We start from the raw sequence: 12,182 nt of genomic DNA on the forward strand, positions 1-12,182 counted from the left end.
TGGCTTTCCGAGGGTCATCGTCTCTGGGTGAAGGAGCGTTCCAGCCAGCTGAACAGCAGCTCGGCGAGGATCGCGAGAAGGGCAATCGGTAGTGCACCGACCAGCAGGCGAGGCATGTTCATGATGGCGATGCCAGCATTGATGAAATCGCCCAGGCCGCCGCCGCCGATAAACGATGCAAGTGCAGCGCCACCGATTACCTGGATGGCGCTGGTGCGCGCACCGGCAAGGATGGATGGCACAGAAAGGGGCAGCTCGATCTGCCAGAGAATGTCGCGCTTGCCCATGCCCATACCAGTCGCCGCATCGAGAAGGGCCGGATCGATCTCGCGGATGCCGATGATGGTGTTGAGCAGCTGTGGCGGTACGGCGAGCACGACAAGCGCCAGCACAGATGGCCAAAGGCCGATGCCGAGGATTGGCATGGCGGCGGCAAGGATTGCAAGGCTCGGGATGGAGCGTAGTGAGCCAGCGATGTTAATGGCAATGAACGAGGCGCGCGGCGACCGCGCCACGACGAAACCCAACGGTAGCGCGATCAGCAAGGCGATGCCGAGCGAGATTCCGCACATCAGCAGATGACGGTTGAAGGCGCCGAAGAAACTGCTTGAGTTACTGGCGATCCAGGTGATGGCGTCGATCAGCATCATGCCAGCTGTCTCCCGCTGCGGCGACGAAGCGCAGTTTCAATCGAGGCAAACAGGTAGTCGGTGGACAGCGCCAGCACTGAGGTCATCAGGCCACCGGCGATGATCTTTTCCGGAAACCGCTGGTCTATGCCTTCGAAAATGATGACGCCGAGGCCGCCGGCATTGATGTAGGCAGCCACGGTGGCGATGCCGATGACGGTGACCATGGCAATACGGATGCCGCCGACAATGAAGGGCATGGCGAGCGGCAACTCGACTTCCCAGATGCGGCGCGCGGTGCCGTAACCCATGCCGTGGGCGGCATCGAGCACATCACGCGGGATAGACTGAAAACCGAGGCCGATATTGCGGATGAGGATCATCAGCGAATAAAGCGCGAGGCCGGTGATTGCCGGCGCTGCCCCGATACCGAGAACGGGAATGAACAGGGCAAAGAGTGCAAGGCTCGGGATGGCGAACAGCACGCCGGTCACGATGACGATGACGCCGAACGCCCGGGGCCTGCGCGAAGCCCAGATACCGACGATCAGCGAGATCACCAGCGCGATGACAACCGAGGAGAACACCAGATAGAGGTGTTCGAGCAAGGCCTCAAACAGGCGGTCATAGTTTTTTGGAACCCATTTCATGGGCAGGCTCCAGTCCTCGTGTGGTGACGAGGTATTTCAGGTTTCACCATGGCGAAAGAACCTCATCGGTGCGGCGGGCTCGGGCAGGCAGGTTTTCGTAGGATGCGAGATCGGGTTCGGTGAACGCTGAAAGCCCCAGCGAACTGCGAATCGCACGAGATTTGGCGTGCTTATGCGCGCTCCATAGCGCTTGCCGCAGAGCCGAAATGATCTCGGCTGGCTGCCGGCGCGCGGCAACGAGCATCGGGAAAGGAGCAGGCGCCGTCGTAGCGATTACATGCAGATCCGCGATCATCTGTGGCTCGTGCATCTCCATCAACTGGTAGGCATAGGCGTCGATGGCACCGACATCCGCCCGTCCGCTGGCTATAGCCTCGGCCACACCGGTCGGGTTGAGAAGCGGGCCGACGGTTTCGAAAGCGGAGTTGCCCTGTTGCAGACTTGCTGCGAATTCCCGCGGCGCATGGTAGCCCGATTGCGAATCCCGCACGGTCCAGCCCCATCGTGCCGACTGCAGATCGGCCGCCGTCAACGCCGAATTTCGGGCGGTGATAACGCGGCTGGCGTAAAGCGGCTTTCCACGGCCCCAGTCCGCGGTGGAGACGGGAGCGGCGAGAGGCAGCGGCCGTTGCTCCGGCTTCAGCTGCGAGAACGGATAACCGCACATGAAAACGGCCCCCATGTCCGGCCGTGCCCACAGGTCCGACAATGGTGCAGGCGACGCGTGCGCAACTATATCCATCGCAACGCTGCTTTCGTGGCCAAGCCATGCGAACAGTGCGTCCCACAAGCCGCGGATCTTCGGGCTGAGGTTGTACATCCGCGAGTTGGCAATGGTAGGGACGATGGACTCCGTCATGATCAGGCGAACCGCAACCGCTGGCCGAGCCCCATGGCCTTGGCCTTGTCGACCATGGCGGCTCCGAGCGCGATGTCCGTGGTGCTGAGGCCGCGATGCCAGAAAAGGATTGTCTCGTAGTCGCTTTCGCGGCCCGATTTCATGCCGCAGACGATCTGGCCGATCTCGGCATGCAGCGTCTCGGCCGTCACCTTGCCTTCGTCCACATGGCGGCGTAGCGCGCCGTAGGGCTTGCCGGGACCGCACTGGCCCCAGTCATCGACGACGACCTTGTCCATAATGTCGGTATGGTCGAACTCCAGCGCGCTCATCGTGCCGTAAGGTACGACGAAAGCGCCCTTCTTGATCCAAGCGGTCTTGAACAACGGCGTCGGCTCGGGCAGCCGGCTTGCCTCGATCATGATATCGGCGTCTTTGAGGCAATCTTCCCAGTTGTCGGTGAGGATTATCTTCTTGTCGAGATCCTGTTCCAGACGAGCGGCAAAGGCATTGCGGCTTTCGGGACGGCGCGAATGGATGCGGATCTCGTCGAAATCGAACAGGTGGTCGAGCAGCCGCACATTCCAGTAGGATGTGCCGCGGGCACCGATATGGCCAAGTACCTTGCTGTCCTTGCGGGCAAGATATTTGGCTCCGAGCGCGGTAACGGCGCCGGTCCGCATGTCGGTGATCGCCGTCGCATCGACGATGGCCTTGGGCATGCCGGTTTCCGGATCGAACAGGTTGAGGAGTGCCATCTCCGACGGCAGGCCGACCTTGTAGTTATCGACGAAATCGCCCACCACTTTCACGCCAGCATAACCCAACGCCTTCACGTAGCCGCGCAGCACATTGAAATGTCCCTTGTCGGAGCTTTCGGGCACCAGGTGGACACGCGGCTCAATGACTGTTTCGCCACGTCCCTGCGCCTCGAGTGCCTTCTCCACGGCCGAAAGGATCTCGTCATTGGTCAGGGCCATGGCCTTGATGTCCGGTCCGTTGAGATAGTCTATCCAGATTTCCTGCATTCCCGTTCTCCAGGGATTTGTCACCGGTTTTGCCGGTCATTTCGATTATGGCGACAGTGCCGTCTGCATGCGAACAACATTGCCGGCTTGGGGCCGCGTTGCCACTTGTCTTAAGGTGGGCGGCAGCTTGCGACCGCCGCCCATAGCTTGCAACTGGTCTTACTTGATCAGGCCCTTGTCCTTCAGGAACTCCTCGGCGACGTCCTTTGCTTCCTCATGGTCGGTTTCGACCTTTGCGTTGAGGACGCGCATGGTGGAGTTGTCGAGATGGGAGCCAAGCGCTTCCAACACTTCGGCGACTTTCGGATTGGCATCGATGGTCTGCTGGCGAACGACCGGAGCGACGTAATAGGGCGGGAAAAGGCCCTTGTCGTCTTCCAACGCCGTCAGGCCTTGAGCGCCGATCTGCCAGTCCGTCGCGGCACCGTTGGCGACATCGATATCCTTCTGGCCGAGCGCGTCATACCGTAAACCGAGCTTGGCGAACTGCTTGAACTCCTTGAACTCGGCTTCGTAGACGCGCTTCAGGCCCGGCAAGCCATCAGCACGGTCAGGGAACTCGGCACCGCCGCCGAAGACCAGCGTCTTAGATACCTTGGCGAGATCCGACAGCGTCTTGAGCTTGTTGGCATCGGCCGTTTCCTTGCGGACGACGATAACATAGCCGTTATTGATACCGGTCGGCTTCAGCCAGTTGAGCTTGAATTCCTTTGCATAAAAGGCCTTCACGTCGGCGTAGACCTTGTTGGCATCGGTTGACATCGTGCCCTTGACGACGGCTGACAGTGCCGTGCCGGTATATTCGGGATATATGTCGATTTCTCCGGTAGTCAGCGCCTGATGAGCGATCAGCGTACCACCCAGGTTGATCTTGCGTTCGACCTCGAAGCCAGCGTTTTCGAGTAGCTTTGCGTACATCTCGGCAAGAATATACTGCTCGGTAAAGTTCTTGCTGCCGACCTTGATCGTGTCGGCGGCGGCTGCCGGCTGGAGGCCGGTGGATGCGAATACGGCCGCCGCAATGGCGGAAAGGATCGATCTTTTCATCTTCATTCCCTCTGGTTCAGCTCATGGAAGGTGGTCTTGGCTTTTTGCCTTGCACTCGGGCCGTTGCGGCCTTCTCGTTGTTGAACTGCTTCGCTTTCCCGCACGGTCAGGGACTGCTGCGGATGAGCGCGGCAATCTGTTCGAAATCCGGCCCCTGGGCGCGGTCCTCCTCCAACGGCGCAACGCGTTCGCGGACGGCCTGATAGGCCTGCCGCGTGCGGGTGCCGAGCTCGTCCGCAACGCCACGCAGCTCGACGGCCTGGGCCGAGGCGATCAGCTCGATGGCGACCAGATAGCGCAGCCGTTCGACGATCGACCCCGTCTTGGCAATCACGCTCGGGGCCAGCGACGCCTGATCCTCGACGCCGTCGGCAACCGGAATGGGCGTCAGTGAAATGGGCGCCGCCAGATGGCGGATCTCGGCCTCGAGCGCTGACACGGTCTTCTGGACAGTCGCAAAGCCTGTCCGGCTCTGGCCGAGCGGCGTCAGGAAGCGCGGCAGGTCGGACATGCCGGCCGACATGATCTTCATCGTCCGGTAGGCGGTTCCGGCCGCGCAATGCGCCATCGCCTGGCCGAGCCGCTCCCAGGCGAGCACGAAAGCGGTCATGTCGAAATTGCCGTGCGACAGGATCAGGCCTTCGTCGGGGAGCACAACGGGATTGTCGCCGGAGCTGGCGATCTCGATCTCGGTCACCTGGCGCGCTTCGCCGATCGCGTGGAGGAGGGCGCCCCAGACCTGCGGTGCGCACCGGTAGCTCAAGGGATCCTGCAACCGCCGCGCCGCGCCATCGGCTAGCAGCGAGCTTCCGGCAAGTAGTTCGCGAAGCCGTGCGGCGGTCTCGCGCTGGCCGAAAGCCGGCCGTGCTGCCAGTGCCCGGTCGTCGAAGGCGGTGACGTTGGCGCGGAAGGCCTCGAAGTTGAGCGCGATGCCCGCCAGCGACCACTGGAACAGACGCTCGACATCGTCTAGGCAGAGGCAGGCCCTGCCGACGGACAGGCTGTTGGCGACGACGATGGCATGGCCGTCCTTCGGCGCCAGAGGCAGCGTCGCAAGCCCGGCTTTCGACAAAGCCTCCGCTGCCGCCATCACCGTTCCGCCGAATTCCGCCTCGCCGTCTCCGAGCAGTGCCCGGCCCATATGGGCGAGCGGTGCCAAATCGGCGGCACCGATCGAGCCCAGCGACGGGACAACGGGATGGACGCCGGCATTCAGTGCGGCGACGAGACCCGAAAACACTGGCAGCGATACGCCTGCGCCGCCGGCCGCCATTCCGGCGATCCGGACGGCCATCATTGCCCGGACGGCTTCGCGCGGCAGCGCCGATCCGACGCCGACGGCACGGGCCTGCGGCACGCGCAGCTGGAAGGCAACCAGGTCTTCGGTTGCAAGACGTGTATCGACGCCGGCACCGAGCCCCGTTGTCAGCCCGTAGACCGGCACGTCGGATGCAACGTAGCGGTCGACCACAGTGCGGGCAGCGAGGATTTTTTCCTCCACTTCGGGCGATATCACCAGATGAGCCGTGTGCCGCGCAATGGCGACGATATCGCCGATTGTCGGGGCCGTGCCGGCGAACGTGATGATATCGGTGGGTGCGGTCATTCTTCCCTCCCTTCGAGAAGAGCCAGTGGTTTTTGCGGGGCCTTCTCAGATCGGGCTTCGAGCCGGTATTTGTCGCCCGGATAGGAGAGCAGGGCGCAGGTCACCACTGCATCGCCCGACCAGGTGCGGCGGAAGACCCGCAGGCACGGCTGGTCTGCCTTGATTCCGAGCAGCTTCCGCACCGTGGCGTCAGGCTTGATTGCCTCGACGAAATGTTCGAACTCGGTGATCGGTGCAACTTTGGTCAGGTATTCGTTGGGCGTGGCAAGGGTGAAGTCGTTCGACAGATAATCGGGTGCGACGAAAGGATTGACGTAGCGTTCCTCGATCTGAATCGGCTGATCGTCCTCGAAATGCACGATCAGCGTCTCCATCACCTCGATGCCGGGATCAAGCTCCAGTGATTGCGCGACATCTGCGTCGGCGACGATACGGCGGGCCAAGAGTACCTTGGCGGTGTGACGCCGGCCGCGACTTGAAATCTCTTGGGCGATGCTCTTGATCTGAAGGAGATCGATGTCCTGGCGCTGCGACGAGACAAAGGTTCCAAGACCCGCCGAACGGGTCAGCACACCCTCGAACATCAATTCCCTCAGTGCCCGGTTGGCGGTCATCCGGCTGACCCCGAAGGAGGTTACCAGCTCGCTCTCGGAATAGACGCGATCGCCCGGCTTAAACTTGCCGTCGGCGATCAGCTCCATGATATTTTCCTTGATCCGAAGATATTGCGGCGCATCGCTCGCCGATTTGGGCCTTGGTATCGTCATGCCAACCTCGCAGTTCCGTTGTCGAGCGCGGTCACGCCGCGTGCAGCCACCTTTGCTCGGAAGCCTATGTCTTGACCGTCGCGCCAGATTTCGAAATCGAGCGTCTCGCCCGGATAAACGATGCCGGTGAAGCGGGCGGCAATCGAACTCACATCCGCAAGGCCTGCCGAACCGCATACCCGGCCGATCGCATAAGCCGCATGCCCGAAAGTGCAGAGACCGTGCAGGATTGGCCGCGCAAAGCCGGCGCCCCTGGCATAGTCCGGATCGGAGTGAAGCGGATTGAGATCGCCGTTCAGCCGGTAGAGAAGGGCAGCATCCTCACGCATCTCGATCGAAAAGACGGCGTCGGGATCCCGTTGGGGTGCTGCGGGGAGGGCATCGGGCGGCGTTCCGGCCGATCCGCATCCGCCATCGCTCCGGCAGGCATTGGTCTGGATAATCGTTGCCACTGGCTGCTCGTCCGCCATAGAAAAGATCACCCGCTCGAATGTCGCGAACATGCCCTTGTCCTGCCCCCGATCGACGACCGAGAGCATGCGCGAGCGCGACAGTAGCGGCTGATCGAGCGGAACCGGCCGACGGATGGTCAGCCGGTGCTCCGAATGTACCAGCTTCTGCCAGTCGACACCGGCGTCCTTCATCCACGGACCGGCATGGGCGACGACATTCGCAAATGTCGGGGCGTGCAGGAGGTCAGTTTCCGTCGTCCGCCTCATATGAGCCTTGTCGACCGGCGCGGCGCCGTATCCGACCGAAAGCGCATAGAGGATTGCATCACGCGCGGAGACCGCCTGCCGTGCTTGCGGGATCGGAAACGCCATCAGCGCATCTGCGGAAATGGCCATGGGTCAGGCTCCCGTCTTCGGAGCAGGCTTGCGGGCGCCCCCGGCCAGGCGAATGCCGCCATCTACGGAGAGCAGCTCGCCGGTGATGAAATCGGCGCCTTCTACCAGCCAGACGACGGCGCCTGCGACATCCTTGGGCGTCGCCACCCGGCCGAGCGGCGCGGTGTCGGAAAAGCGGGTGGCAAGCGCGTCGTAGGCGTCGGTCCCGAGCGTCTGGCGCATCCAGCGCGTATCGATGACACCCGGGCAGACCGCATTGACCCGGATATCCGGGCCGGAGGTTCGGGCGAGTGCCATGGTCAGCGCATTCAGCGCACCCTTGGAAGCGGTGTAGGCGAGCGAGGTGCCGCCTCCGGTGAAGGCGACGTTTGAGGAGACGTTGACGATCGCGCCGCCGCCGGCTGCGCGCATGGCGGGAATGGCGGCCCGGCACATCTGGTAGGCGCCGACGACGTTGACGCCGAAGACCTTCTGGAAATCCTCCGCCGACAGCGTCTCGAGGTCGAACGGGTCCGACTTCACGGTGACGGCCGCATTGTTGACGAGCGCATCGACCCGACCCCAGCGCGCGACGGCTTTGTCGACCATCCCCCGGCAGGCGGCATCGTCCGAGACGTCGGCCTGGACGACTTCCACTTCGGCGCCGATTGCCCGGCAGGCAGCGGCAGTCTCCTCCGCTTCCTCGCGGCTGCGGGTGTAGTTGACGACGACGCGGGCGCCCTTTTCGGCAAACATCTGCACGCAGGCGGCCCCGACGCCGGTGGCCGATCCCGTGACGATGACGACAGCACCTTCGATGATCATGGCTGGAAATCCTTCATGGCGGACAGGACGAAGAGACGGGGGTCCATCTGGGTGAGCTGGTCGGCGATCGGGACACCGGCCGGAAGCCTGTCGATGACATCCGTCTTCGGATCGATGCCCGGCGCCACTTCCGTCAGCGTCAGGCGGCCCTTGATTACATGGAAAACGGCGCGCTCGGTGATGACGATCTGGGTCTGGCTTTCCGGCGCTGCAGCAGGATCCGAACTGACCTGCGCCACCCGTTCGACGATCTTGCAGAACCGGCCGTCGGTAACGATCAAAAGCTTGCCGTCAGCGACTTGGATATCGGCGCCCCCATGGGAAAACGATCCCATGTAAATGACCCTTCCGGCAGTCTGTGAGATATTCGTGAACCCGCCGACGCCGATGATGGAGTTGCCGAACCGGCTGACATTGACTGCGCCGCGCACGTCGACTTCGGCCATGCCGAGGAAGGCGATGTCGAGGCCGCAGCCATCGTAGAAATCGAACTGCGAGGCTTGCGGGATGATCGCATGCGGATTGACCGCTGCCCCGAACGAAAGCTCTTCGGCCGGAATTCCACCGATGACGCCGGATTCGATCGTCACGGTATAGCCCTCGAAGTGCTCTTCGCTGGCAATGCGGCCGATTCCCGCTGCTATGCCGATCCCCAGATTGATGGTCGGATGGCCGCGCCCTGCCAGTTCCTGAAACGCGCGGCGCTGGATAACCTTGTCGACGGATAGCGGAAGCGGGGTTATGCTGCTGACCGCCGCGCGGAAACGGCCGGTATAGGCCATGTTGTCGGTCTCGCCGAAGCTGACGCCATGCTGTGCCGGATCGTCACAGACCACGACGTAGTCGACAAGCATTCCGGGGATCCGCACGTCGGCCGCCGGCATCGAGCCGCGTCCGGCGATGCGCTTAACCTGCACGATGACGATCCCGCCCGAGTTTCGGCCGGCCTGAGCCATGGCGAGGACGTCGACCGGAAAGGCTTCGTCTTCCATGGTGATATTGCCGTCCTCGTCCGCCGTTGTGCCGCGCAGCAGCACGCAGTCGAGCGGCATTGACGGATAGAGAAGCCAGTCGCGGCCGCGTAAGGTAATGCGCTCCACAAGTTCGGCCGTAGTGCGGGCGTTCATCCGGCCGCCGCCATGGCGCGGATCCATGAACGAGCCAAGACCGATATGGGTGACAACGCCCGGCTGACCTGCGGCAATCGCCCGATAGAGCTGGGCAATGACGCCTTGCGGCCAGCAATAGGCATCGATCTTTTCCGATAGCGCGAGCTCTCCAAGCCGCGGCGTCCCGCGCCAACCGCCGGCGATCACCCGCGAAACCAGGCCTTCATGACCGAAATGGCCCATGCCGCGCGTCTTGCGGTCACCCGCGCTTGCGGCAAACAGCAGCGTCAGATCCCGGGGTGCGCCCTCTAAAAGATAGCGTTCCTCGACAGCGGCCGAGATCATCTCAGGATGGCAGCAGCCGCCGAAGCCGGACGCGGCAACAGTCATGTTGTCTCGCAAAAGACCTGCTGCTTGAGTTGAGGAAATTACCTTCATATGACTTTTCGATTGCGGCACCTGTATATACAGGCACGGAGTTTGATCATTTGCAAGGCAGATTCTGGCTTCGTCTAATAATTGAGCTTCCGTTCGCAGCATGCCCATCTTCGCCGTATGAAATTCCGCGGCTGAACATGCGATGGCAATCCTAGACGCTGTTTTTCGCGAGTGGGTTCGTCCGGCCAGTGGAGGCCGATCAGTGCCGTCAACCGCCGCCACCGGTCTTTTACAAAAGCGATGCTTGTTAAAAGCACGCTTTGGGCACTGCCTCACCTCCGAGGTCTTGCTAGCCTTTCAGCTGGCGGCACAAGTCGATCAGCGCCAAGGCCGCCTTGCTGCTGTGCCGCTCCTTGTGCTTGAGAAGACGGAACTCTCTGACCGGTCGGCAGAACTCAACTTCAAGCAGTTTTCCCGCTTCGATGTGTTGTTGCGCCGCAAGCCGTGAGACCGCCGCTGCACACGAACCTTCCTGCAAGGCTGAAAGCACGGACTCATTGGAGGGCAGAACCAGGGCAATATCAAGATCGCGGGGCAAGATGCCGATCTCGGCGAGCGCATCTTCAAATACGGAGCGGGTCCCTGACCCGACCTCACGCATCAACCAGCTCGCTCCAATGAAATCACTAGCCGAAAGCGTGCCCAGGCTGGCCCAGGGATGAGACGACCCAACCACGACGACGAGCTCGTCTTCTGCGACGACGGCTGCGGCAAGCGCGGGCTCATCAAGCTCCCCCTCGACGAAGCCTATATCGGCCTCGCCATTGATGACGGCATCCGCGACCGTCCGGGTATTGCCAATTGTTAGCCTAAGATCAATCCCAGGATGTGCGGCGTGGAATTGCATGAGGCGAGGGGGAAGCCAGTAGCTGGCGATTGTCTGGCTTGCAAAGACGCTCAGCGTTCCTTTTTGCAGCCCCCCGAGCTCACCAAGGACGAGCTCCGTCGAGCGCGCCCGAGCCAGAAGCGTCCTTGCCTCTCCTAGAAAGATCCGGCCTGCTTCCGTCAGCTCGATGCGCCGGCCGACACGATTGAAAAGTTCGACACCGTAGTGATGTTCGAGGTTCTTGATCGTCGAACTGACCGCCGACGGTGTGAGGTTAATTGCAGCCGCCGCCTTTGTAAGGTGTTCGCGCTCAGCAACCGCCACAAAGATTGCCAGTTGTTCAAATGTCATGGGAAATCATTCTATTTCTTCGAACGAAACGTAGAAGAATATTCGATGGAAGTCGACGTCATTAGTTGAATAATCTGCGGGTTAATGTTGCTGAATGCGGGTGTGTAGATGAGATTGGTCGACAGCGCCCGAATTGTTCCCGGCCTTATGGTTTGTCTCGCAGTTGCAGGTGTCGCCTATCTGTTGGAGCGTCTTGAGCATGTCCTGTTCGGCGCTAATTTGCTCGAAGCGCTGGTATTCGCGATTGTCATCGGCATAGCGACACGAACAGCCATACCTGGCAAAAAATCTTGGCAGCCCGGCATCGATTTTGGGGCAAAGACATTACTAGAGATCGGCATTGTTCTCCTTGGAGCATCGATCAGCTTCGGAACCGTTCAAGGTGCCGGATTACTGGTTATCGTCTGCGTCATCGTCGTCGTCGTGCTCTCGATCTGTGTCAGTTTTGCCGTGGCGCGGCTGCTGAGACTACCTCCACGGCTCGCTGTGCTAATCGCCTGCGGAAATTCGATTTGCGGCAATTCGGCCATCATTGCCGTCGCCCCGATCATCCATGCGGACTCCGATGAGATCGCCGCAGCTCTTGCCTTCACTGCGGTCCTCGGTGTATTTGCGGTTCTGGCGCTCCCGGTTCTTTATACCTATACGGGCTTGAGCGTCGCGCAGTACGGTGCCCTTGCTGGGCTTACCGTATATGCTGTACCGCAGGTGCTTGCCGCCGCCGCACCCGCCGGCCTGGTTGCTGTGCAAGCCGGGACGGTCATCAAGCTACTGCGTGTTCTCATGCTGGGACCGGTTATATTCACACTGGGGATCCTGCAGAAGAAGATGGTCGGAAAAGAAGCCGGGGACCGGCGCAGTCACCTAGTTCCCTGGTTCATTCTCGGCTTCATTGCCATGGTCATCGCCCGGTCATCCGGATTGATCCCTGTCGACGTCATCCCTGTCATCCTGTCAGTGTCCAGCGCCCTTACGGTTATCGCTATGGCAGGGCTTGGCCTTTGCGTGAACGTGCGAACTGTTGCAAGCGCCGGCGGTCGCGTCATCCTGGCCTCTTTGGCTTCGTTGGTGTTGCTGGCGGGCATGAGCTACCTCTTGGTGACAGTAGTCGTGGCATGATAACCGGCGGACGCGATCCCGTCCCAACATCTGCGCCTCGTACATCGTCCCATTCATGGTTCTGGAGATAGAGATCATCGGATATCGGAGTCATCCGTCGGGCGCAGGCACTTACTCACATA

General features: G+C 61.4%; 12 protein-coding genes. 1 reads left to right on the forward strand and 11 read right to left on the reverse strand.

Annotated features, from left to right (window positions below):
* Window positions 1–14 precede the first annotated feature (14 nt).
* The 11 genes from ACQY1L_RS17835 to ACQY1L_RS17885 form a co-directional block, all read right to left on the reverse strand.
* Window positions 15–650: an ABC transporter permease gene (locus ACQY1L_RS17835; RefSeq protein ID WP_430245248.1), complete on the reverse strand. Its 636-nt coding sequence runs from the start codon at window positions 648–650 to the stop codon at window positions 15–17.
* Window positions 647–1,279: an ABC transporter permease gene (locus ACQY1L_RS17840; protein WP_430245250.1), complete on the reverse strand. Its 633-nt coding sequence runs from the start codon at window positions 1,277–1,279 to the stop codon at window positions 647–649. The genes ACQY1L_RS17835 and ACQY1L_RS17840 overlap by 4 nt, the downstream gene beginning before the upstream one ends.
* Before the next feature lie 43 nt (window positions 1,280–1,322).
* Entirely contained in the window at window positions 1,323–2,138 is an 816-nt protein-coding gene (locus ACQY1L_RS17845) for a phosphate/phosphite/phosphonate ABC transporter substrate-binding protein (protein ID WP_430245252.1), read from the reverse strand.
* Window positions 2,139–2,140: 2 nt separating this feature from the next.
* Window positions 2,141–3,145, reverse strand: coding sequence for an ornithine cyclodeaminase family protein (locus tag ACQY1L_RS17850; RefSeq protein WP_430245254.1), 1,005 nt, complete (start codon window positions 3,143–3,145; stop codon window positions 2,141–2,143).
* 159 nt (window positions 3,146–3,304) lie between these two features.
* On the reverse strand, window positions 3,305–4,198 hold the full coding sequence (locus ACQY1L_RS17855) for a glycine betaine ABC transporter substrate-binding protein (protein WP_430245257.1): 894 nt from the start codon (window positions 4,196–4,198) through the stop codon (window positions 3,305–3,307).
* Window positions 4,199–4,298: 100 nt separating this feature from the next.
* Complete coding sequence (locus ACQY1L_RS17860; protein WP_430245260.1) at window positions 4,299–5,798, reverse strand: HAL/PAL/TAL family ammonia-lyase; 1,500 nt, start codon at window positions 5,796–5,798, stop codon at window positions 4,299–4,301.
* Window positions 5,795–6,565: a histidine utilization repressor gene (gene hutC / locus ACQY1L_RS17865; protein ID WP_430245262.1), complete on the reverse strand. Its 771-nt coding sequence runs from the start codon at window positions 6,563–6,565 to the stop codon at window positions 5,795–5,797. The genes ACQY1L_RS17860 and hutC overlap by 4 nt, the downstream gene beginning before the upstream one ends.
* Window positions 6,562–7,413: a MaoC/PaaZ C-terminal domain-containing protein gene (locus tag ACQY1L_RS17870; protein ID WP_430245264.1), complete on the reverse strand. Its 852-nt coding sequence runs from the start codon at window positions 7,411–7,413 to the stop codon at window positions 6,562–6,564. Before ACQY1L_RS17870 ends, hutC begins: the two co-directional genes overlap by 4 nt.
* A 3-nt stretch (window positions 7,414–7,416) precedes the next feature.
* The gene (locus tag ACQY1L_RS17875) at window positions 7,417–8,217 is read right to left on the reverse strand and encodes an SDR family NAD(P)-dependent oxidoreductase (RefSeq protein WP_430245266.1); all 801 of its coding nucleotides are present in this window, start codon (window positions 8,215–8,217) and stop codon (window positions 7,417–7,419) included.
* On the reverse strand, window positions 8,214–9,764 hold the full coding sequence (locus tag ACQY1L_RS17880) for an acyl CoA:acetate/3-ketoacid CoA transferase (RefSeq protein WP_430245268.1): 1,551 nt from the start codon (window positions 9,762–9,764) through the stop codon (window positions 8,214–8,216). The genes ACQY1L_RS17875 and ACQY1L_RS17880 overlap by 4 nt, the downstream gene beginning before the upstream one ends.
* A 289-nt stretch (window positions 9,765–10,053) precedes the next feature.
* A complete protein-coding gene (locus ACQY1L_RS17885; protein ID WP_430245269.1) occupies window positions 10,054–10,941 on the reverse strand; it encodes a LysR substrate-binding domain-containing protein in 888 nt (295 codons plus the stop codon).
* 108 nt (window positions 10,942–11,049) lie between these two features.
* Here ACQY1L_RS17885 and ACQY1L_RS17890 point away from each other — a divergent pair, with 108 nt between their 5' ends.
* A complete protein-coding gene (locus ACQY1L_RS17890) occupies window positions 11,050–12,060 on the forward strand; it encodes a YeiH family protein (RefSeq protein WP_430245271.1) in 1,011 nt (336 codons plus the stop codon).
* Window positions 12,061–12,182 lie beyond the last annotated feature (122 nt).

This window comes from Neorhizobium sp. DAR64862/K0K3 (assembly GCF_050500185.1).
GTDB lineage: Bacteria > Pseudomonadota > Alphaproteobacteria > Rhizobiales > Rhizobiaceae > Neorhizobium > Neorhizobium soli.

Excerpts from the sequence above, each read along its gene's own strand:
- ACQY1L_RS17845 (WP_430245252.1), bottom strand. The coding sequence starts at position 2,138 with ATGACGGAGTCCATCGTCCCTACCATTGCCAACTCGCGGATGTACAAC.
- ACQY1L_RS17840 (WP_430245250.1), bottom strand. The coding sequence starts at position 1,279 with ATGAAATGGGTTCCAAAAAACTATGACCGCCTGTTTGAGGCCTTGCTC.
- ACQY1L_RS17890 (WP_430245271.1), top strand. The coding sequence starts at position 11,050 with ATGAGATTGGTCGACAGCGCCCGAATTGTTCCCGGCCTTATGGTTTGT.
- ACQY1L_RS17860 (WP_430245260.1), bottom strand. The coding sequence starts at position 5,798 with ATGACCGCACCCACCGATATCATCACGTTCGCCGGCACGGCCCCGACA.
- ACQY1L_RS17855 (WP_430245257.1), bottom strand. The coding sequence starts at position 4,198 with ATGAAGATGAAAAGATCGATCCTTTCCGCCATTGCGGCGGCCGTATTC.
- ACQY1L_RS17835 (WP_430245248.1), bottom strand. The coding sequence starts at position 650 with ATGATGCTGATCGACGCCATCACCTGGATCGCCAGTAACTCAAGCAGT.
- ACQY1L_RS17875 (WP_430245266.1), bottom strand. The coding sequence starts at position 8,217 with ATGATCATCGAAGGTGCTGTCGTCATCGTCACGGGATCGGCCACCGGC.
- hutC (WP_430245262.1), bottom strand. The coding sequence starts at position 6,565 with ATGACGATACCAAGGCCCAAATCGGCGAGCGATGCGCCGCAATATCTT.
- ACQY1L_RS17880 (WP_430245268.1), bottom strand. The coding sequence starts at position 9,764 with ATGAAGGTAATTTCCTCAACTCAAGCAGCAGGTCTTTTGCGAGACAAC.
- ACQY1L_RS17870 (WP_430245264.1), bottom strand. The coding sequence starts at position 7,413 with ATGGCCATTTCCGCAGATGCGCTGATGGCGTTTCCGATCCCGCAAGCA.
- ACQY1L_RS17850 (WP_430245254.1), bottom strand. The coding sequence starts at position 3,145 with ATGCAGGAAATCTGGATAGACTATCTCAACGGACCGGACATCAAGGCC.
- ACQY1L_RS17885 (WP_430245269.1), bottom strand. The coding sequence starts at position 10,941 with ATGACATTTGAACAACTGGCAATCTTTGTGGCGGTTGCTGAGCGCGAA.